Genomic DNA, 20,504 nt, shown 5'->3' on the forward strand with positions numbered 1-20,504 from the left:
CCCCCGCGGGCGGGGCGGGGGGGCCGCCCGCTCGCGGGCCTGACGGTGCGTGCGGGCGGTCCGGCCGGGCCGCTACCCCCCGAGGTGGTCGGTGAGCTCTGGGTCTCCGGTCCGACCGTGCACGCCGGGACGCTCGACGACCCCGACGCCGTCCCACCCGGGGGATGGCTGCCGACGGGGGATCTGGGCGCCGTCGCCGTGGACGGGACCGTGCGGCTGGTCGACCGCAAGAAGGCCGTGATCGTGCGCGGGGGGGTCAACATCTCCAGCCGCGAGGTGGAGCGGGTGCTCTGCAGCGCGGCAGGGGTCACCGAGGCCGCGGTGGTCGCCGTCACCGACGGACTCGGCGAGGAGGCCGTCGGCGCCGCGGTGGCCGTCGGTGACGGTGCCCGCGTCAGCATCGGCGACCTGCGTCGCCTCGTGACCGAGCAGGTCGGCCGCCACGCCACCCCCCGGCGCATCGCCCGCGTGCGCGCGCTGCCCCGCACCGCCACCGGCAAGGTGGACGTGCAGGCGGTGCGCGCGCTGCTCTAGCGCCCCGGGCCCCGTCAACGTTCGCGGGCGCACCGGCCCGCGACCCGCCGTTCGAGTGCTGCTCGCCCTGGTCCCGACCCGAGCTGCAGGTCGGCATCGAGCAGGCAGCGGACATCCTGGAAACGCGCGGCCGCCTCGACGGCTGGTCGCCCGCACGCGGCCAGGGCGGTCACCAGCGCCTCCCAGAACCCCTCGCGCAGCGGCCCGTGCGCGGCCAGCTGCTCCAGCTCGGCGGCGGCCTGCCCGGTCAGGCCGAGCGCGATGGCCGCCGCGACGCCCCGCTCCTGCACCGCCAGGCGCTGCTCCTCCAGGTCCGCGGCCGCAGCGACGGCGAACGGCCGGTCGCGCACGTCGACCAGCGCCGGCCCCTCCCACAGCCAGAGCGCGGCATCGCCCGCCCGGTGTGCCCGGCTGACCTCGCCCGCGGCCAACAGCTCCGCGACGTCGGCGGCCAGGGCCCGGAAACGCACGACGTCGACGGACTCGGGCGGGACCTGCAGGGCGTAGCCCGACTGCTCGGTGACCAGCACCGCAGGGGGCGAGCGCAACGGGCGGTGGCGGTCCAGGAGGACGGACAGCCCGTCGGCGGTCTCCCGCAGCACGGTGGCCGCACGGTCGGCGGGGACGCCGGGCCACAGGTCGGTGACCAGCCGTTGCGCGCCGACGGGGCGGTTGGCGTCCAGCAGGAGCCGAGCCAGCAGGCAACGCTGCGGGCGCGGACCCAGGTCGCAGGCATGCCCGCCCCGCCGCAGCGTGACCGGGCCCAGGACGCGCAACGCCAGCCCGTCGATGGGGGGCGGCTGGGGGCTCATGGATCAGCCGGACCCGTCTCCTCGGCGACCCGCCGCCCGACGGCGCTGACCGTGGACGCTGGCCGACTCCGCGACACCTGTCGCCGGTCACCGTACCCCACCCAGGCCGGGGCTGGCGGGTCTGGTCAGCTCGTGGCGTCGACGGGCTCCTGCCCTTCGTCGGCCTCGTCCAGGTCCGGCAGCAGGCGCTGGGTGCCGAGGAACGCCACGACGCCCAGCGGTGCGACCTGCGCGATGTTCAAGCCGGTCACGAGCCGGGGCACGACGTCGGGGAAGACGGTGGACAGCTGCGAGGCGCCGAGCACCGACCACAGCAGCAGGCCCTGACCCACGAACAGTGCGCCGGAGCCGACCCCGAGCGCCGTGAAGGCGCCCTCCCGGGCCTGCCAGCCCCGCCACGCCCCGAAGACGCCCAAGCCGATGAACAGCGCGGTCTGGAGCGCAGCGAACAGCTGGCTGAGCAGCGGCAACGGCACGGCGAAGAGGGCATCGACGAGGAAGACGGCGTTGGCGGCGACCACCACCCACAAGACCGCAGCGGCCGGCTTGGCCAATCCGGGCCACCGTCCCTCCGCGGGCTGCGTGCGCAGACCGATCAGGGCGGGCAGCGCCAGCGCGAGTCCGACCAGGAGCCAGGGCCACCACGGGGGCCCCGGCACCCACACGAGCTCGCCGAGGACCTCCAGGTCCCGGCCGTCCACGCTGACCGGCACCGCCCACTCCTGAAGCTGGGTGCGCGCGCCCACGTCGGTGACGCGCGGATGCAACCCCGTGCCCATGAAGTGGATGCGGTGGTCGTGCCAGGCGAACCGCGGCTGGTCGGACACCTGCACCCAGTCGGGCGAGGCGTCGGGGTCCGCCGACTCGGGCACCGGGACCTGGCCGAACCGCTCACGGTTGACGTAGGTCGCCGGGGAGTTGCCGTTCTCCCACACCCCGTCGGGGCCGATGCGCAGGTACGGCTCGTCGGCATAGCCCTCCACGACGATCTCCTCGCCGCTGCGGTTGTCCACCCACAGCACCTCGTCGCCCCCATACACCCGCCATTGCACATCCTCGATGTCCGGCACCTCGGTGACGTGGCTGTCGTAGTTGGTGGCGTCGCTGCCACGCCCGTGGGCCAGGGCAGGCAACGCGGCCGACACCAGCACGGTGAGGGCCAGGGTTGCGACCAGCAGGATCCGGGCAGCGGGGCGCATGGGATCAGGCCGCCGGATCGGCGGGGTCCGTGCCGCCGTCGCCGTCGCCGTCGCCGTTCCGGGGCCGGCGCCCGCGGGCGGCGAGCACCGCCGCGCCGGCGAAGCCGAGCAGGACCAGGGCCGCCACGCCCAGCGCCAGCCCGCCGAGGCTGACGCCGTCTTGCTCCTCCGGCTCGTCCTGCTCGGGTGGGTCGTCCTGCTCGGGTGGGTCGTCCGGCTCGGGTTGGCCGCCCTGCTCGGGTGGGTCGGCGTCCCCTGGTGGGGGGTCCTCCTCTGAATCGTCCTCGTCCCCGCCGCCGGCCGGGCCCTCGTACACGAACTCGAACTCACCCTCGACGGGGTGGCCGTCGTCGGAGGTCACGCGGAACACCACGGTGTAGGTGCCGTCATCGGGCAGGGCGAGCAGCGACTGCTCGACGGACTGCCCGGCCTCGACCGGCAGGCCCTCCTCGACGCGCTCGCCATCCGGTGCGCTGACCTGCACCTGCGGGAAGACCACGTCCTCGCTGAACTCCAGCACGACCGCGTCGGGCGGCTCGGTCACGGTGGCGCCCCGCTCGGGCTGGGTAGCGGTCAGCACGGCGTGCGCTGCGGCCGGCGTCGCCCCGCGCACGGTGCCGGCCAGGACGGCCGCCACCAGCACCACGGTCGCCAACAGTGCTCGGCGGCTGGCGGTCGTGGCTGGCATCGCGGGTCCCCTCGTGTCGCACGGAAGATGTGGCGGGCAGTGTTCGGACCGGGCACATCCGTGGACTGCCCGCTCGACCTGGCCCACCCTACAAAGGCGGCGGTCCAGTAGGGTGCCGGGATGACCACCCTTCACGTCCTGCGTGTCTTCGTCGGGCCCGGCGGCACGGGCGGCAACCCGCTCGGGGTCTTCCTCGATGGCGCCCAGATCCCCGAGGAGCGCCGCCAGAGTGTCGCCAAGGACCTCGGCTTCAGCGAGACGGTCTTCGTCGACGACACCGCGACCGGGCGGGTCCGCATCTTCACACCGGCCGCGGAGCTCGGGTTCGCGGGCCATCCCCTGGTCGGGGCGGGCTGGCTGCTGGCCCAGACCGGCTCCTGGGTCGACTCCCTGCGCCCCCCCGCGGGCCGGGTGGCCACCTGGGAGGACGACGAGCGGCAGTGGATCCGGGGACGCGCCGAGTGGGCCCCGACGCTGGCCTTGCGCCAGCACGACTCCCCCGAGGACGTCGACGCGCTGACCGGCCCCCCCGCCGGGGTGGGGTTGCTCGACGCCTGGGCATGGGAGGACGCGGACGCGGGGCACATCCGGGCACGGGTGTTCGCCCCGGAGCTCGGCATCGACGAGGACGAGGCCACGGGCGCGGCGGCCGTGGTGCTGACCGCGGCCCTCGGCCGCCCCCTCATCATCCGCCAAGGGGTGGGCTCGGAGCTGCGCACCCGGCCCGGGCCCAACGCGACCGTGGAGGTCGGCGGGCGCGTCGAGACGGTCGAGACCCGCCAGTACTCCTAGCACGCTGCCGTCCCGCAGCGGCGCCCCGGCGCGCATACTGCGGGGCATGTCCGTGCCCCCCCGGGTCTACCTCGACCACGCCTCGGCGATGCCCGCCCACCCGGCCGCCCTCGCGGCCGCCGACCACGTCGCTCGTGCCTTCCCCGGTGACCCGGCCCGACAGCACGCCGAGGGCCACGCCGCCCGCGACGTCCTGGAGTCCGCGCGCGCGGCGGTGGGCCGCACCGTGGGCGTCGCCGCCGAGCGTCTCCTGTTCACCGCCGGGGGCACCGAGTCCGTGCACCTGGCGGTGCGCGGTGCGGCTGCAGCCAACCGCACCCGGCCCAGCCGGATCGTGTCCTCGGCCGTCGAGCACTCGGCGGTCCTGGCCGCCGCCGACGCCACCGACCACGAGCACGTCCGCGTCGGGGTTGACGCCCTGGGACGCCTCGATCTGGACGCCCTCGCCGAGGCGCTGCGCCCCGGCGCCGCGCTGGTCAGCCTGCAGCACGCCAACCACGAGACCGGGACGCTCCAGCCGCTGGCGGCGGCCGCGGCGCTGTGCCGGGAGGCGGACGCCCTGCTGCACGTGGACGCCTGTCAGACCGTGGGACGGCTGCCCGTCGACGCCGAGGCGCTGGGTGCCGACTTCCTGTCGCTGTCCGCCGCGAAGTTCGGCGGCGGCCGCGGCGTCGGCGCGCTCGGCTGGTCAGCGCGCGCACGCTTCCGCGCCCAGCTGACCGGCGACGAGCGCGAAGGCCGTCGCCGCCCCGGCCTGGGGCACCTGCCCGGCCTCGCGGCGATGGCCGAGACCCTCCTGCACCTGCGCCCCGACGACCCCGCCGGTCCGGCCGCGGCCGAAGCCGCCCGGTGCGACCGGCTGCGCCGACGGCTGCGCGAGCAGCTGCGCGCCCTCGACGACGTCGAGGTCCACGGCCCCGACGACGGGTCCCTGCCCCACATCGTCGCGATCTCGGCGCTCTACGTGGACGGCCAGGCCCTGGTCGGCGAGCTCGACCGCGCCGGGTTCGCCGTGCACTCCGGCTCGTCGTGCGCCTCCACGTCCGGCCAGCCGAGCCACGTCCTGGTCGCGATGGGCGCCCTCACCCACGGCCATGTCCGCGCCTCGTTGGGTCCGCAGGTGGACAGCGACGCGGCCGACGCCTTCGCGGTCGCCCTGGGGCGTGCGGTCACCGGGCTGCGGGCACGGGTCGGGCGCTAGCTACCCTGGCGGCATGGACCCCCCCACCCTCGTCGACGCGCTGGGCAAGCCCTGCCCGCTGCCGGTCATCGAGCTCGCGAAGGCCGTCGAGCAGGCGTCGGTCGGCGACGAGGTGGTCGTGCTCTCCGACGACGCCGGCGCCAAGGTCGACATCCCCGTGTGGTGCCGGATGAAGGGGCACACGTACCTGGGCCTCGCTGATGCCGAGGTCGGCTGGTCCTTCCGGGTGCGCCGCTCCGCCTGACCCTGACCCCGGACAGGGAACGGGGAGCCCGACGGGCTCCCCGGTCACGGCCGTGCGGTGCGGCTAGGAGAAGCTGTCGCCGCAGGCGCAGGTGCTCTTGGCCTGCGGGTTGTTGATGGCGAACCCGGCACCCTGGAGGCTGTCGACCCAGTCGATCTGGGTGCCCTGCAGGTGGGGGGCGCTCTGCTTGTCGAGCCGCACCGGCACGCCCTTGATGTCGAGGACCACGTCGCCGTCGAGCTGGCGGTCATCGAAGAACAACGCGTACCGCATGCCGGAGCAACCACCGGGCTGGACCGCCACGCGCAGGGCGATCTCGTCCGGCTTGTCCTCGCGGGTCATGAGCTCCTTCACCTTGACCGCAGCAGACTCGGTCAGGATGATCGGCTCGACCGGCTTCTGTGCGAGCGGGATGGAAATGACGGGCGCTTCGCTCATGGGGAACCTCGCTGGTGGGCGTCTGGGCCCAGTGTAGCCCGCGATCGCGCCCGGCTCCACGGTGGGCCCCCGTGCGGTCAGACCGCCGCAGCCAGCTCCCCCGCCCGCTGCTCGACCAGCTCGGCGGCCCGCGCCATGCCGTCGGGCCCGAGGTCGACCGCCTGGTCGTAGGCAGCCGCCGCATCCGGTTGCAGCCGCCCCGCGATGGCCAGGGTGCGCGCGCCGTGCGCCCCGGCACGCTCCGCGACGTAGGCCGGGACCTTGCCCCGGGTGCTCTGCGCGTCCAGGGAGCCCTCGCCGGTGACGACCACGTCCGCGCTCTGCAGCGCGTCCTCCAGCCCGATCAGCTCGGCGACCGCCGCGGCCCCCCCGGTCAGCCGCCCGCCGCAGAAGGCGGCGAGGCCGAACCCGAGCCCGCCCGCGGCCCCGGCGCCGGGCAGGTCACGCCACGGGCCACCGTCGAGGTCGCGTTCCACGATGTCGGCCAGGCGCGCGAGCGCCTGCTCGAGCACCGGCACGTCCTCAGGGACGGCGCCCTTCTGCGGCGCGAACACCGCGGCGGCGCCCTCGGGGCCAAGCAGCGGGTTCGTGACGTCCGCCGCGACCAGGACGGGGACCCCCAGCGGGTCGGCGGGCTCCACGTGGTGCAGGCGACGCAGGTACTCGCCCCCGACCTTGACGCCGTTGCCGTCCCCCCGCAGCAGCCGGTGCCCGAGGGCTGTGGCCATGCCCGCCCCCCCGTCCACGGTGGCGCTCCCCCCCAGTCCCACCACGACGGCGCTGGCCCCGCCGGCGACCGCGGCGGCCAGGAGCTGGCCCACACCGTAGGAGGTGGTCCAGCGCGGGTTGCGCTTGGTGGCGGGCAGGGTGGACAGGCCGCAGGCCTGCGCCGACTCCACCAGGGCCCGCCCGTCGGGCAGCCGCAGCCACGCCGCCGAGGTCGCGGTGCCGCGGGCGTCGGCCACGTCGATCACCACCCGCCGCGCGTCCGGGACGGCGGCGCCGACCACCTCGATGGTGCCCTCCCCCCCGTCGGCCATCGGGCATGCGACGACCTCGTCGCCCGGCCGCACGCGCGACCATCCGCGCGCCATGGCCTGGGCGGCCTCGGCGGCGGTGAGCGTGCCCGCGAACTTGTCGGGAGCGATGGCGACCCGCATGGGTAGAGGAGTCTAGGGGCCCGTCGCGGTGCGCCACGCAGACCACGTGGCCCGGCGACGACCGCCGCGGTATCCTTCTCCCACGAGTAAGTGTGCATTTGACACTAACCTGTTGCGGCGACACCGCGGCGGCCCCGCTCGTTGGCCGCCACTCGAGGGACGCGATGAGCGAGGCAAGCACCCTTCGTGAGGCGACGGAGTCCACGCCCCTGCTGCTGCTGGGCTCGCAGGCCGACCCCGCGAGCGAGCGCGGGACGATCTGCCCCGGCGTCGTGCCCGACGCGAGCGACCCCGCCCTGGTCGACCGCGCCCGCGCCGCACGTGCGGCGCTCGGCGAGCGCGTCGTCGTCCTCGGCCACCACTACCAGCGTGACGAGGTCATCGCCTTCGCCGATCTGCGGGGTGACAGCTACAAGCTCGCCTGCGACGCCGCGGCCAACGGGGCCCCGCACATCGTGTTCTGCGGCGTGCACTTCATGGCCGAGACGGCTGACCTGCTGACCCCGCCCGACACCACGGTGATCCTGCCGGACATGGCGGCGGGGTGCTCGATGGCGGACATGGCCGAGATCAGCCAGGTCGAGGCCGCCTGGGCCGACCTGGCCGAGGCCGGCTGCGACGCGGTGGTCCCCCTGACCTACATGAACTCCTCGGCGGCGATCAAGGCGTTCACCGGCCGTCACGGGGGGGCGGTGTGCACCTCCTCGAACGCCGAGCGCGCCCTGCGGTGGGCCTTCGCACAGGGCGAGCAGGTCCTGTTCACGCCCGACCAGCACCTGGGGCGCAACACCGCGGTCCGCGACCTGGGGCTCGACCTCGCCGACTGCGTGGTCTACGACCCCCACCAGCCCGGCGGCGGTCTGGACCCCGCCGAGCTGCGGGCGGCCCGCATGATCCTCTGGAAGGGCCACTGCAGTGTCCACGGCACGTTCCTGCCCCACCACGTCGCGCTCGTCCGGGCGAAGCTGCCCGGCGTGCAGGTGCTCGTCCACCCCGAGGTGCGCTACGAGGTCGCCGAACAGGCCGACCTCGTCGGGTCCACAGAGTTCATCATCCGGGCGGTGCGTGCGGCGCCCCCGGGCACCGCCTGGGCCATCGGCACCGAGCTCAACCTCGTCGGCCGTCTCGCGCAGGAGCACCCCGAGCAGACCATCACCTTCCTGAACGAGAAGGTGTGCTTCTGCGCCACGATGAACCGCATCGACCTGCCGCACCTGGTCTGGGCGCTGGAGTCGCTGGTCGACGGCACGGTCGTGAACCCCATCCGCGTTGACGACGACACCGCGCACTGGGCCCGGGCCGCCCTCGACCGGATGCTGGCCCTGCCCGCCTCCTGACACGTGAATCGCCGGAGCGCCAGCGGAGGCGATTCACCACTGTGCCGGGTGTGGCGGTCGCGCCGCGACCGCCATGAGATGCTGACCGCGCTCAATCCTTCGGCGAGGCGTCGACGAACGGGGGGCGCACGACCTCGGCCGGCACGCGCTTTCCGCGCACGTCGATCTCGACCGCGTCGCCGGCCGCCACCGATGCGGACAGGTAGCCCATCGCCACGCCGATGCGCAGCGTCGGCGAGAACGTCCCGCTGGTGACCTCGCCGACCGACTCCCCGTCGCGTCCCACCGCGCAGCCGGCCCGCGGGATGCCCCGGCCGGTGGTCCGCAGCCCCCACAGCCGGCGGGCGGGGCCCGCCTCCTTGGCCAGCGCGACGGCCTCCTGCCCGACGAAGCCGGTGCCCTTGACCGCCCAGCCCAGGCGGGCCTCGACCGGGGAGGTCGCCGGCGAGATGTCCTGGCCATGCAACGGATAGCCCATATCCAGGCGCAGCGTGTCACGGCAGCCGAGCCCCGCGGGGGTCGCCCCGGACTCGATCACGCGGTCCCACAGCGCGCCCGTGTCGGCGGCCGGCAGGAACAGCTCGTAGCCCCGCTCGCCGGTGTAGCCCGAGCGGGCGAGCAGCCCCCCCGCCGGGGGCGGCGGGGCTCCGCTCGGCTGGGGGCGGCAGTCCAGGTAGTCCAGACCGTCGACGGCGATGCCCGCTCGGGCGAGCACCGCCGCGGACTGCGGACCCTGGACCGCCACGCACGCCAGCCCGTCCTTCACGTCCGCGACCTCGCAGTCACCGTCACCCGCGGCGGCCGCGAGCGCCGCCTGCACCGCGGCGGCGTTGGCGGCGTTGGGCACGGCGAAGTACCCCCAGTCCAGCCGGTACACCAGCAGGTCGTCGGTGATGCCACCGTCGTCGTCCAGGCACAGGGTGTAGTGCGCACGACCGACCGGCAGGGCCGTCACGTCGTTGCTCAGCGCCCGCCGCAGGCACGCCTGCGCGCCCGGGCCGGTCACGCGCAGCGTGCCGAGGTGGGAGAGGTCGAAGACGCCGCACCCCTCGCGCACGGCTCGGTGCTCCGCCACGACGCTGCCGTAGTCCAGTGGCATGTCCCACCCGCCGAAGCCGGTCATCGTCGCGCCCAGGGCGCGGTGGCGGTCATCCAGGGGCGAGTGGCGCAGTGCAGGCACGTGAACTCCTCTTCGCAATGGTAGGGACGCAGCCTACGGGCGCCCGGGCGCGTCTAGGATGCGCTGATCCGCGAAAGAGGAGTGGGAGCATGGCCGACAGCTACGAGCTCATTGTCCTCGGTGGGGGCACCGGCGGCTATTCGTGCGCATTGCGCGCCGCCGACCTCGGCCTCGACGTCGCGCTGGTGGAGCGGGACAAGGTGGGGGGCACCTGCCTGCACTGGGGCTGCATCCCCACCAAGGCGTTCCTGCAGGCCGCGGAGGTGGCCGAGCATGCCCAGCACGCGCTCGAGTACGGGGTCGTGGCCTCCTACGACGGCATCGAGGTGGCCGCGCTGCTGGAGTACAAGCAGTCGGTCGTCGACGCCAACTGGAAGGGACTGCAGGCCACCCTCAAGGCACGGGGCGTGGACACGTTCGCGGGCACGGGCACACTGGAGGACCCGCACACGGTCGCGGTGAGCACGCCCGAGGGCGACCGGACGCTCACCGCCACCCGGGGCGTGGTGCTGGCGAGCGGATCGGTGCCCCGGGAGATGCCGGTCGAGGGCGCAACCATCGACGGCCAGACGATCATCACCAGCGACCACGCGTTGCACCTGGAGACGATGCCGCAGCGCCCGATCGTGCTTGGCGCCGGGGCCGTCGGGGTCGAGTTCGCGACCGTGTGGAACGCCTTCGGCGCGGAGGTCACCATCGTGGAGATGCTCGACGGTCTCGTCCCCAACGAGGACGTCGACACGCAGAAGGCGCTGGCCCGCGACTTCAAGAAGCGCGGGATCGCCGTCCTCACGTCCACCAAGGTCACACGGGTCGAGAAGGGCAACGGCGGGGTGCGTGTGACCGTGGAGAACGCCGGCGGGACCCAGCAAATGGAAGGTGATGTCCTGATGGTGGCGATCGGCCGGCGCCCGGTGACCGAGGACATGGGCTACGAGGACGCCGGGGTGACCCTCGACCGGGGCTACGTGCCCGTCGACGGCTACTGCCGGACCAGTGCCGACGGCGTGTACGCGATCGGTGACATCCTCCCGCCGCCCGCCCTCGGCTTGGCCCACGCCTCCTTCCAGGAGGGGTTCCTGGTCGCCGAGCACGTCGCGGAGCGACCCGTGCGCCCGATCGACTACGCCGGCGTGCCCCGCGTCACCTACTCCCACCCCGAGGTCGGCAGCGTCGGGCTCACCGAGCAGCAGCTCAAGGAGTCCGGCGTCGACTACGACACGGCCTCGTTCCCGTTCTCCCACAACGGCCGGGCGATGATGATGAAGGCCACCGGGCACGTGAAGGTGCTCGCGGCCAAGGACGGCGGCAAGGTGCTCGGCATCCACATCGTCGGCCCGAAGGCCACCGACCTGATCGCGGAAGGTCAGCTGATCTACAACTGGGAGGCCCTGCCGACAGAGGTCGCCCACTTCATCCACCCCCACCCCACCTTGTCCGAGGCGCTCGGCGAAGCGCACATGAAACTCGCGGGCAACCCCCTGCACGGCTGAGGTGCACGAGGCCCGCACCGCCCCCGGTCCCGAGAGGAGCAACGCCCGTGGCAACCGAAGTGACCCTTCCCCAACTCGGTGAGAGCGTCACCGAGGGCACCATCACCGCCTGGCTCGTCGGGGTCGGCGACGAGGTGCAGGCCGACCAGCCGCTGTTCGAGCTCAGCTCGGACAAGATCGACACCGAGGTCCCGGCGCCGGCGTCCGGCGTCCTGACCGAGATCAAGGTCGAGGTCGACGAGACCGTCGATGTGGGCACGGTCGTGGCGATCATCGGCGACCGCGCCGACGCGCCGACCCCCGCTCAGCCCACCGGCGCTGCACCCGCCACCGGCGCCGCCGGCGGCGGGGGGGGGGGGGGCGGCGCGGGGGGCGACGCCCAGCGCAGCACCGGGACCGACGAGGCGGCAACCGCCTCGGCGCCGCCACGTGAGCAAGCCGACGAATCCCAGCGCGACACAGGCGGGCATTTCGGAGAGGCCGAGCCAGCCGGCTCGACCGCAACGGCCGGCAACGGCGACGCTCCGCTGATGTCCCCGATCGTGCGGCGGATGGTGGCCGAGCACGACCTCGACGTCTCACGCCTGCGCGGGTCCGGGCAGGGCGGCCGCATCACCCGCGAGGACGTCGAGGCGGCCCTCGGCGACCGGGCGCAGACCCCGACCGACCGCGAGCCGCAGGCCGCCACCGGCGGCGAGCCGGAGCGGAGCGCCGAGCCGCGACCGACCCCGCAGCCGGTGCGGCGCACCCCCGCGGGCGACGGCGAGCGCGAGCGCGTCGAGGACCTGTCGCGCATCCGCCAGCGCATCGCCGCCAAGATGATGGAGTCGATGCAGTCCACGGCCCAGCTGACCACGGTCCAGGAGGCCGACGTCACCCGGGTGATGCAGGCGCGGGCCCGCGTGAAGAGCCGGTTCGCGGAGCGCGAGGGCGTGTCGCTGTCACCGTTCGTGTTCCTCGCGCGTGCCGCGGTGCTGGCGATCCGCCGCCACGAGGTCGTCAACGCGCAGGCGGACTGGGACGCCGGCAAGGTCAAGTACCACCAGTACGTGAACCTGGGCATCGCGGTGGACACGCCGAAGGGCCTGCTGGTGCCAAACGTCAAGGGCGCCGACGACCTCACGCTGCCCGCACTGGCCCGGGGCATCAAGGAGGCCGCCGACAAGGCTCGCGGCGAGAAGAAGCTGGAGATGCAGGACATCGAGGGTGGCACGTTCACTGTGACGAACACGGGCAGTCGGGGCGTGCTGCTCGACACCCCGATCCTCAACTACCCGGAGGTGGCGATCCTCGCCACCGGCGCGATCAAGCAGCGACCGGTCGTGGTGCCCGGCGACGCCGGTCCGGGCATCGCGATCCGCGACATGGTGTATCTGTGCCTGACCTACGACCATCGCCTGATCGACGGTGCCGACGCGGCCCGGTTCGTCTCCGAGGTGGCGGAGATCGTCGAGACCCACGACTGGGAAGGCGAGATCGGCTACTGATGCTCGCGGTGGACTGCGGAGCCATCGACTACACCACGGCGCTGGGCTGGCAGCACCAGCTCGTCCGCGAGCGCCAGGCCGACGCGATCGACGACGTCGTCCTGACCTGCGAGCACGAGCCCGTGTACACCGCAGGGCGCCACGCCGACGTCGCCGGGCACGTGCTCGGCACGCGTGACATCCCCGTGGTGCGGGTGGACCGGGGCGGGGACGTCACCTACCACGGCCCCGGCCAGCTCGTGGTGTACCCCATCGTGCGCCTGCGCCAGCCACGGGCGGTGCGGGCCTACGTCGCGGCGCTGGCGCACACGTGCGTGCGCACTGCGGCCGACTTCGGGGTGCACGCCCAGCCGGGCAGGCGCGTCGGCGTGTGGGTCGGCGAGGACAAGCTCGCGGCCATCGGTGTCCGCGTGGACCGCGGGGTCACCAGCCACGGCCTCGCCTTCAACGTCCACCCGCGCCTGGACGACTTCGCCGGCATCGTGCCGTGTGGCATCCCCGACGCGGGCGTGTGCTCCCTCGCCTCCCTGGGCGTCGACACCTCCATGGCCGCCGTCCGCCGCCAGCTGCTCGGCCATCTGGCACGCACCCTGGACCGGCCGCTGCGCCCAGGCCGGTGCGACGAGCTCGGCCTCGTCACCGCACGGCGGCGCACCCGGGAGGCGGGCACCGCGGCACCTCCGGTTCCCTGGCCCTAGCGGGCAGGGTGCCGACGGCCGTAAGATGGGCCCGCGGGTTCGCGGTTCGCGGGGCGGTTCGCGGGACAGACGACCGAAAGGACAGCAGATGTCGATACCTCCCGGTCAGCCGCCACCACCTCCCGGAGACCCGGGCTGGGGGTCACAACCGTCGGCGTCGCAGCCACCCCAACCGCCCCCGCCGGGTGCCCCCGGGTACGGAGGCGCAGGGCAGGGCGGTGCCGAGATCCCGAACTACCTGGTGTGGTCGATCCTGACCACCATCTTCTGTTGCCTGCCGTTCGGGATCGTCTCGATCGTGTTTGCCGCGAAGGTCGACGGCTTGCGGGCAGCCGGCGACATCCAGGGAGCGATGGAGGCCTCGCGCAAGGCCAAGACCTGGGCGATCGTGGCCGCGTCGGCCGGCCTCGTCGTCGTCGTGCTCTACCTCGTCTTCTTCCTGGTCATCGGTGCCTCGGTCTTCACTGAGTTCCAGCAGTTCTGATGAGCCTGGTGCGGGTCTCGCCGTCCACGCGGCTTGCCCGCTGGTTGCCGCCGACCGCTGTGGCCGCTGCTGCGGGGGCGGCATGCCTGACCGTCGCCTTGGTCGATCCCTCGGAGCCTGGCCGGTATCCCACGTGTCCATTCCTGGCGCTGACCGGACGGTGGTGCCCCGGATGCGGGTCCCTCCGCGGCATGCACCACCTGCTGCGCGGTGACGTCGTTGCCGCGTTGACCTTCAACGCGTTGCTGGTCGCCGCGATCCCGCTGGTGACCTGGGGATGGTTCGCCTGGGTCGTGCCCCGACTGCGTGGCCCGGCCTCCTTCCCGCTCGCCCTGCCGATGCTGGTGGTGGTCCTGACGTTCTGGCTCGCCCGCAACCTGCCGTGGTTCACCGCACTGGCACCCGCCTCCCCAGCCGGCCCGGCACCCGGCTGAGTCCCTGCCCGGCAACAACGAGCTCTCCCCCGGGACCGACCGTGTGAGACTGACCCCACTGGCCTCGCCCGGAAGCAGATCGTCACGTCGCAAGGGTGGCAAGGCGGGCGCGGCATGGCCACTGCCGGGATCGTGCTCGGGTGGGTCGGCGTGGGATTCCTGCTGCTCGCCATGGTCATCGGGTTCATCGGGGTCATGGCTGGTGGGTGAGTCCCGGGCAACCTCGGGCCCCCGCTGTTTGTGGCCCTCGGTGGCGACTAGAATCAGCACGCCACCGACCCGAAGGCCTTGGCGTGACCACCATCATCCCGCCGGACGCGACCCGTCTCACGGTCGTCGGCGCCCCCCAGATCGCCGAACGCAAGCCACGCTGGCTGAAGCAGCAGGTGCCGCTGGCCGGACCGAACTACCGCGACATCAAGTCCCGCATGCGCGGGCAGGGCCTGCACACCGTATGCGAGGAGGCCTCGTGCCCCAACATCCACCAGTGCTGGGAGGACCGGGAGGCGACGTTCCTGATCGGCGGGGACACCTGCACGCGCCGGTGCGGCTTCTGCGACATCGCCACCGGCAGGCCCGCCGGCTACGACACCGACGAGCCCCGGCGCCTCGGCGGGACGGTCGCCGCCATGGGGCTGCACTTCGCGGTCGTCACGGGGGTGTCCCGCGACGACCTGCCCGACCGGGGCGCCTGGCTGTACGCCGAGACGTGCCGCCAGATACGCGCCCAGGTACCGGGCTGCGGCGTCGAGCTGCTGACCGACGACTTCCACGGCCGCGGCGAGCACCTACGCACCGTGACCGACGCGGCGCCCGACGTGTTCGCCCACAACCTCGAGACGGTGCGCCGCCTGATCCGCCACGTGCGCCCGGCCTTTCGCTACGACCGCAGCCTGGCGGTCCTGGAGCGTGCCCGCGACTGGTTGCCGTCGGACTGCGCCACCAAGTCCAACCTCATCCTCGGCTTCGGCGAGACCGAGGACGAGGTCGTGGAGGCGATGCGCGACCTGCGCGGCGTGGGGGTGGACATCCTCACCATCGGCCAGTACCTGCAGCCCAACCACCACCACATCGCCCTGCAGCGCTACGTCGATCCCGCCGAGTTCGAGCGCTACACGACGGTCGGGCGCGAGCTGGGCTTCCGCCACGTCGCCTCGGGCCCGCTCGTGCGCTCGTCCTACCGGGCCGGCCGCCAGGCCGCCGACGCGGGCGTGTGGCAGCGTCCCGCCATTGCCTGATCGCACAGGCACGCCGGGCGTCGCGCGGCCCGCCACTCGGTAGGCTGCAGGGCGCCCCTCAACCCGAGAAGTCGTGATCCCATGAGTCACCTGTTGTTGCGCATCCCGGCCCTGCTCGCCCAGGCTGCCGACAATGGCCCCACCCCGTACGTGAACAACTGCATCATCGCCAGACCCCTGGCGGACGAGGCCGAGCAGGCCACCGCGGTGACGCAGTCCTATCCGATCCGCAACGCCGTCTACGACCTCACCAACCACTGCGGCCTGGCCGAGTTCGGCGGCCAGCTCCTGCCCACCGCGCTGCGGATGGTGGTCATCCTCCTCGTCGCCTTCGCCGCCAGCCGGCTGCTGCGCCGGGCCATCAAGGGCTTCATGCGCCGAATCAAGGAGGAGGGGCTCACCCGGCTGGAGGCCGTGCGCGGCAAGGGTCCGCTGGGTGCCACCGGCCCGCTCGACCTCGCCCGCGCCAACATGCGCACCGAGACCATCGGCGGGGTGCTGCGCAGCCTGGCCACCTTCACGATCTGGGCGATCGCGATCGTGATGGTGCTCGGCGAGATCGGCATCAACCTCGGCCCGCTGATCGCCGGTGCGGGCATCGTCGGTGTCGCCCTCGGGTTCGGCGCGCAGAGCCTGGTCAAGGACTTCCTGTCGGGCATCTTCATGCTGCTGGAGGACCAGTACGGCATCGGCGACATCGTCGACGTCGGGGAAGCGCAGGGCACCATCGAGGCCATCACCCTGCGCACCACACGCCTGCGCGATGTCGAGGGCACCGTCTGGCACATGCCCAACGGCCAGATCAACCGGGTCGGCAACATGAGCCAGCAATGGGCGCGCGCGCTGCTCGACGTGGGGGTGGCCTACGACACCGACGTGGCGCAGGCCAAACAGGTGATGAAGCGCGTGGCCGACGAGATGTGGCAGGACGAGGACTGGGGCGACCTGATCCTCGACGAGCCCGACGTCTGGGGCCTGCAGGACTTCGCCGCCGACCAGCTGACCATCCGCATCGTCATGAAGGCGGTGCCGGGCAAGCAGTGGGCGGTCAGCCGGGAGTATCGTGCCCGGCTGAAGACCGCGTTCGATGAAGAAGGCATCGAGATCCCGTTCCCCCAGCGCACCATCTGGATGCGCCACGAGGGGGACTACTCGGGCAACGACACCGACGAGCCGAGCGAGCCGGCGCCGGCACCCCAACCACCCCTGCGGTAACCGTCCGGAAACAGTGGGGTAATCGGTGTGTGACCCCCAGCGCCTAGATTGTGCACCGGACTGCGCGACACCCACCGTGACCATCGAAGGAGTCGAAGTTGGCCAGCTCAGCAGAGGACGTGCTCTCCCGCATCACTGACGAGGGGGTGGAGTTCGTCGACTTCCGGTTCTGTGACCTGCCTGGGCTGATGCAGCACTTCACCGTCCCGGCCCACGTGATGGAGGCGGAGGTCTTCACCGACGGCCTCGGGTTCGATGGGTCGTCGGTCCGGGGGTTCCAGGAGATCCAGGAATCGGACATGGTCCTCCTGCCCGACCCGGACACCGCCGTGCTCGACCCGTTCCGCCAGCACAAGACCATGGTGGTCAACTGCTACGTCAAGGACCCGGTGACGGGCGAGTCCTACAGCCGTGACCCCCGCCACGTCGCCCGCAAGGCCGAGCAGTACCTGGCGGGCACGGGCATTGCCGACACCGCCTACTTCGGGCCCGAGGCCGAGTTCTTCATCTTCGACGACATCCGCTTCGACACCCGTCCCCACGAGTCCTACTACCACATCGACGCGGTCGAGGGCGCCTGGAACACCGGCAAGGACGAGGGCCCGAACCTGGGCTACAAGGTCCGCCACAAGCAGGGCTACTTCCCCGTGCCCCCGATGGACCACCACACCGACCTGCGCAGCGAGATGACCGTCGAGCTCGAGAACGCCGGCATCGAGGTGGAGCTGCAGCACCACGAGGTCGGCAGCGCCGGCCAGGCCGAGATCGACATCAAGTTCGACAGCCTGCTGCGCATGGCCGACAAGGTCATGATGTTCAAGTACATCGTGAAGAACGTGGCGCACCGCCACCTGAAGACCGTCACGTTCATGCCCAAGCCCATCTTCGAGGACAACGGGTCGGGCATGCACACCCACATGTCGCTGTGGAACGGCGGCGAGCCGCTGTTCTTCGACGAGCAGGGCTACGCCCAGCTGTCCGACACCGCCCGCCACTACATCGGCGGTCTGCTCCACCACGCCCCGGCCGTGCTGGCGTTCTCCAACCCCACGGTGAACAGCTACCGCCGGCTCGTGCCCGGCTACGAGGCCCCGGTCAACCTCGTCTACAGCCAGCGCAACCGGTCGGCCGCGTGCCGCATCCCGCTGATCAGCCAGTCACCGAAGTCCAAGCGCGTCGAGTTCCGGGTGCCCGACCCCTCCTGCAACCCCTACCTGGCCTTCAGCGCCATGCTGATGGCCGGCCTCGACGGGGTCCGCAACAAGATCGAGCCGCCCGACCCCGTCGACAAGGACATCTACGAGCTGCCCCGCGAGGCCCTGCTCGACCTGCCGAGCGTGCCGGCCAGCCTCGAGGAGGCCCTGGCGGCCCTGGAGACCGACCACGAGTTCCTGCTCGAGGGCGGGGTGTTCACCGAGGACCTCATCGAGACCTGGATCGAGTACAAGATGGACGCCGAGGTCTCCCAGGTCCGTCTACGCCCGCACCCCTACGAGTTCCATCTGTACTACGACATCTGAGGCCGTAGCCCGCTGACCTGCGGAAACGCGGTTCAGCGGGCGTCTTGGCTCACACCTGGCTCACGGGAGAACGCCGCGTCGATCGCCTGGCGAGCCCGATCCGCGGACGCCGGCATCAGGTGCGTGTACGTCCGCAGCGTGAATCCCGGGTCGGCGTGGCCGAGATAGTCGGCGAGAGCCCGGATGTTCACGCCCTCCTCGAGCAGGACGCTGGCGTAGTGGTGCCGCAGCGCGTGCATCCCGTTCGCTCGCGTCGGCTCCACCCCGGCCGCCACCAGCGCCGGCTTCCACACGTTCACGTTGTAGTGCCGACGTGTCAGCGGGCCGCGCTCGCGCGTGGTGAAGACCAGCCGCAGCGTGGTCGGCTCGCCGCCCGGCTCCCGCCACGGCAGTGCGACCTCGTGCGCCGGCCATCCGCGTAGCCGCTCGGCGACCGCCACGGCCACCACGTCGGCGAGCGGGACCTCCCGGGTACCGCCGCCCTTGGGCGGTGCGAACACGACCTGGTTGCCGACGAGCTTGACCTGGTGACGCACGAGGACCTGGCGGCCGAGGAAGTCCACGTCGTCGACCGCCAGGCCGAACACCTCGCCCTGGCGCAGCCCGACGCCGGCCGCGACCATCGGCATGGCCCGGAACCGCTCAGGATGTTCGGCGACGACCGCCTCCACCCGGTCCCCCGGCCACGGCACCACGCGCTTGCGCTCGACCGGCGGTGCTTTCACCGACCGCGCCTGGCTGACACGGGCTGCTTGGTATCAATCCGTCCTCGACCGCGGCACCGAGAATCGACGACAGGTTCGCCAGCAGCACCCGCACGAAGGAGGGCGCGAGCCGCTGTTGGCGGCCGCGAAGCCAGGCCTGCACGGCGCTCGGGCGGATGGCCCGCAGCTCCAGGTCCCCGAAGGTCGGCAACAGGTGCACCTTGAGCCGGGACGCCACCGCCTCTCGCGTCGAGGCATCGGATGTCTGCGCGGCTAGCCATGCCTCGGCGAACGCGCCGAAGGTGGCCCTTCCGGCTTCCGGGTCGACATAGGTGCCCCGGAGCTTGTCGGCCTCGACGGTGGTCAGGAACCGCTGCGCGTCGACCTTGCGGGCAAAGCTGCGGGTGCGCTGGCGGCCTGAGGGGTCGCGGTAGACCGCTTCCCATGGGCTGGGTCGGTCGGGGCGCTTGCGGATAGATGCCATTGGACCCGCTTCTCGTCACTCGTCGACCGTCGGGTGACGCAACGGTACGCCGGGGGTCCTTCACGCGCGCAGCCGGTCCACAGCGCTGGGGTTCGCCCGTGTGGGCCGAGGCGACATGTTGGCGGCTTGGCGCAGCGGCGCCGATCCCTACGCGGAGGCCTCGAGCTGCTCGTCCTCCCAGGCGCGGACATCGGCGGGGCGAAACCGCAGATGGCGACCAACGCGGAAGCCGCGGGGGCCCTTCCGCAGATAGCGCCACTGGTGGATCGTCTTGACCGGGACCCCGAGGTACTCCGCGAGCTGTGCGGCGCTCCAAAGCTGCTCAGGGGTTGAGGTGCGGTGAGTGTCCATTGGGCCCTCCGAGGGTGGGGACGGCACTGCGGGCGGCAATGACCGGGGTGTGGCGCGAAGGGTTCCGCGGGACGGACGACGTGTGCCGTCATGGTTCCTCCTTCTTCTCAGCTCCCACGCGCGCGACATCGGGATGTCATCGCCGAAGGGAATTGCCCACGTGGTCGTGTAGATGTGACACCCCGCCTGTCCCTCGATCCTCACGTCTGGCCGGTCAGCGTCATAACGCTCACGCGAAGAGGCCTGTCGATGACTCACCCCGCGACTAGTGTCGGGCGCAGCATGACGGCCCCGGGTGACCCCCAGAGGACGAATGGCCGGGCGCCTGTCGGTCACGGCTCAGCGGGTCCCTCGGGACATGAACCACGCGCGACACTCGGTCACGGAGCGTAGTGGAAGCGGTCCGACGCAGTGCAACCCTACGGCGGTTGGATCGATGCGGTCCTACTGGCGGTTGCACCGCACTGATCAGTCGACCCATGCGGCGTCATACCTCCTGCCCTCGGGCGCCGGGCCATGGACCGCGTTCCGGTGCCCGCGGATCCCGGAACGTTGCCGAACCGGGGCGAAGCCGGGGATGATCCCACGGCCCTTATCGAGGGTCGACTCCGCTTGGTTATTGGTTTTCACCCTCGAGTGATAGATGCCTTCGTCCAGGCGACGAGACAGATGACAACCATCAGCATGTGCTGAACAGCAGGGTGCGCGCGGTGATCGAGGCGGTCGAATCCCTGAAACACTGATAATGGAGAAAAGACAGGCTGTCGCAAAATGCGGTTTGGGGCGTGTCGCGGCCCGTTTTTCGTGACGT

The 20,504-nt window shown here is 72.4% G+C and carries 22 protein-coding genes and 1 pseudogene; 14 read left to right on the top strand and 9 right to left on the bottom strand.

The genetic code is table 11. The annotated features are described in order from the left end of the window. Positions 1-534 (top strand): hypothetical protein (locus WD250_08840; protein ID MEX2620314.1); only part of this gene is annotated, 534 nt, incomplete at its 5' end. A 14-nt stretch (positions 535-548) separates the two neighbouring features. Here WD250_08840 and WD250_08845 read toward each other — a convergent pair. The 3 genes from WD250_08845 to WD250_08855 all read right to left on the bottom strand — a co-directional run bounded on the left by WD250_08845 (position 549) and on the right by WD250_08855 (position 3,233). Continuing rightward, complete coding sequence (locus WD250_08845; protein MEX2620315.1) at positions 549-1,346, bottom strand: BTAD domain-containing putative transcriptional regulator; 798 nt, start codon at positions 1,344-1,346, stop codon at positions 549-551. A gap of 125 nt (positions 1,347-1,471) precedes the next feature. Beyond that, positions 1,472-2,545, bottom strand: coding sequence for a hypothetical protein (locus WD250_08850; protein ID MEX2620316.1), 1,074 nt, complete (start codon positions 2,543-2,545; stop codon positions 1,472-1,474). Positions 2,546-2,549: 4 nt separating this feature from the next. Further along, entirely contained in the window at positions 2,550-3,233 is a 684-nt protein-coding gene (locus tag WD250_08855) for a copper resistance CopC family protein (protein ID MEX2620317.1), read from the bottom strand. A 120-nt stretch (positions 3,234-3,353) separates the two neighbouring features. Here WD250_08855 and WD250_08860 point away from each other — a divergent pair, with 120 nt between their 5' ends. Genes WD250_08860 through WD250_08870 form a run of 3 tightly spaced genes read left to right on the top strand, consistent with a single transcriptional unit; the run spans position 3,354 to position 5,470 of the window. Beyond that, the gene (locus tag WD250_08860; protein ID MEX2620318.1) at positions 3,354-4,025 is read left to right on the top strand and encodes a PhzF family phenazine biosynthesis protein; all 672 of its coding nucleotides are present in this window, start codon (positions 3,354-3,356) and stop codon (positions 4,023-4,025) included. Positions 4,026-4,071: 46 nt separating this feature from the next. Beyond that, positions 4,072-5,226, top strand: coding sequence for an aminotransferase class V-fold PLP-dependent enzyme (locus tag WD250_08865; GenBank protein ID MEX2620319.1), 1,155 nt, complete (start codon positions 4,072-4,074; stop codon positions 5,224-5,226). Positions 5,227-5,239: 13 nt separating this feature from the next. After that, on the top strand, positions 5,240-5,470 hold the full coding sequence (locus WD250_08870; GenBank protein MEX2620320.1) for a sulfurtransferase TusA family protein: 231 nt from the start codon (positions 5,240-5,242) through the stop codon (positions 5,468-5,470). Positions 5,471-5,533: 63 nt separating this feature from the next. Here WD250_08870 and WD250_08875 read toward each other — a convergent pair whose 3' ends face one another. Together WD250_08875 and WD250_08880 are read right to left on the bottom strand one after the other, a co-directional pair. Then, complete coding sequence (locus WD250_08875; protein MEX2620321.1) at positions 5,534-5,908, bottom strand: iron-sulfur cluster assembly accessory protein; 375 nt, start codon at positions 5,906-5,908, stop codon at positions 5,534-5,536. Between the two features lie 77 nt (positions 5,909-5,985). Further along, positions 5,986-7,068: a glycerate kinase gene (locus tag WD250_08880; GenBank protein MEX2620322.1), complete on the bottom strand. Its 1,083-nt coding sequence runs from the start codon at positions 7,066-7,068 to the stop codon at positions 5,986-5,988. 164 nt (positions 7,069-7,232) lie between these two features. On the opposite strand from WD250_08880, the gene nadA reads away from it, so the two are divergent. Then, positions 7,233-8,405: a quinolinate synthase NadA gene (nadA, locus tag WD250_08885; protein MEX2620323.1), complete on the top strand. Its 1,173-nt coding sequence runs from the start codon at positions 7,233-7,235 to the stop codon at positions 8,403-8,405. 91 nt (positions 8,406-8,496) lie between these two features. Here nadA and gcvT read toward each other — a convergent pair whose 3' ends face one another. Beyond that, positions 8,497-9,585: a glycine cleavage system aminomethyltransferase GcvT gene (gene gcvT, locus WD250_08890; protein MEX2620324.1), complete on the bottom strand. Its 1,089-nt coding sequence runs from the start codon at positions 9,583-9,585 to the stop codon at positions 8,497-8,499. Between the two features lie 89 nt (positions 9,586-9,674). On the opposite strand from gcvT, the gene lpdA reads away from it, so the two are divergent. The 9 genes and pseudogenes from lpdA to glnA all read left to right on the top strand — a co-directional run bounded on the left by lpdA (position 9,675) and on the right by glnA (position 18,154). Continuing rightward, the gene (gene lpdA, locus WD250_08895; GenBank protein ID MEX2620325.1) at positions 9,675-11,078 is read left to right on the top strand and encodes a dihydrolipoyl dehydrogenase; all 1,404 of its coding nucleotides are present in this window, start codon (positions 9,675-9,677) and stop codon (positions 11,076-11,078) included. Next, complete coding sequence (sucB, locus tag WD250_08900; protein MEX2620326.1) at positions 11,075-12,565, top strand: 2-oxoglutarate dehydrogenase, E2 component, dihydrolipoamide succinyltransferase; 1,491 nt, start codon at positions 11,075-11,077, stop codon at positions 12,563-12,565. Before lpdA ends, sucB begins: the two co-directional genes overlap by 4 nt. Continuing rightward, a complete protein-coding gene (gene lipB / locus WD250_08905) occupies positions 12,565-13,263 on the top strand; it encodes a lipoyl(octanoyl) transferase LipB (GenBank protein ID MEX2620327.1) in 699 nt (232 codons plus the stop codon). The genes sucB and lipB overlap by 1 nt, the downstream gene beginning before the upstream one ends. 241 nt (positions 13,264-13,504) lie before the next feature. Continuing rightward, positions 13,505-13,747, top strand: a complete 243-nt coding sequence (locus tag WD250_08910) for a CD225/dispanin family protein (protein MEX2620328.1) — start codon at positions 13,505-13,507, stop codon at positions 13,745-13,747. After that, positions 13,747-14,181, top strand: a complete 435-nt coding sequence (locus WD250_08915; GenBank protein MEX2620329.1) for a DUF2752 domain-containing protein — start codon at positions 13,747-13,749, stop codon at positions 14,179-14,181. Before WD250_08910 ends, WD250_08915 begins: the two co-directional genes overlap by 1 nt. Positions 14,182-14,256: 75 nt before the next feature. Then, positions 14,257-14,391, top strand: a pseudogene (locus tag WD250_08920) (hypothetical protein). Positions 14,392-14,474: 83 nt separating this feature from the next. Next, positions 14,475-15,419, top strand: coding sequence for a lipoyl synthase (gene lipA / locus WD250_08925; protein MEX2620330.1), 945 nt, complete (start codon positions 14,475-14,477; stop codon positions 15,417-15,419). 81 nt (positions 15,420-15,500) lie between these two features. Then, the gene (locus WD250_08930; GenBank protein MEX2620331.1) at positions 15,501-16,634 is read left to right on the top strand and encodes a mechanosensitive ion channel family protein; all 1,134 of its coding nucleotides are present in this window, start codon (positions 15,501-15,503) and stop codon (positions 16,632-16,634) included. Positions 16,635-16,732: 98 nt separating this feature from the next. Continuing rightward, a complete protein-coding gene (gene glnA / locus WD250_08935) occupies positions 16,733-18,154 on the top strand; it encodes a type I glutamate--ammonia ligase (protein ID MEX2620332.1) in 1,422 nt (473 codons plus the stop codon). 32 nt (positions 18,155-18,186) lie between these two features. On the opposite strand, the gene WD250_08940 is transcribed toward glnA, so the two are convergent. From WD250_08940 to WD250_08950, 3 genes are all read right to left on the bottom strand, one after another. Next, positions 18,187-18,879 carry a site-specific integrase gene (locus tag WD250_08940; GenBank protein MEX2620333.1) on the bottom strand — a complete coding sequence of 231 codons (693 nt, stop codon included), beginning with the start codon at positions 18,877-18,879 and terminating at the stop codon, positions 18,187-18,189. Next, on the bottom strand, positions 18,797-19,342 hold the full coding sequence (locus tag WD250_08945; protein ID MEX2620334.1) for a hypothetical protein: 546 nt from the start codon (positions 19,340-19,342) through the stop codon (positions 18,797-18,799). The genes WD250_08940 and WD250_08945 overlap by 83 nt, the downstream gene beginning before the upstream one ends. A gap of 147 nt (positions 19,343-19,489) precedes the next feature. Further along, a complete protein-coding gene (locus WD250_08950; protein ID MEX2620335.1) occupies positions 19,490-19,693 on the bottom strand; it encodes a helix-turn-helix domain-containing protein in 204 nt (67 codons plus the stop codon). Between the last annotated feature and the right edge of the window lie 811 nt (positions 19,694-20,504).

The sequence above is a fragment of the Egibacteraceae bacterium genome (assembly GCA_040905805.1).
In the GTDB taxonomy this organism is placed as follows: Bacteria; Actinomycetota; Nitriliruptoria; order Euzebyales; family Egibacteraceae; genus DATLGH01.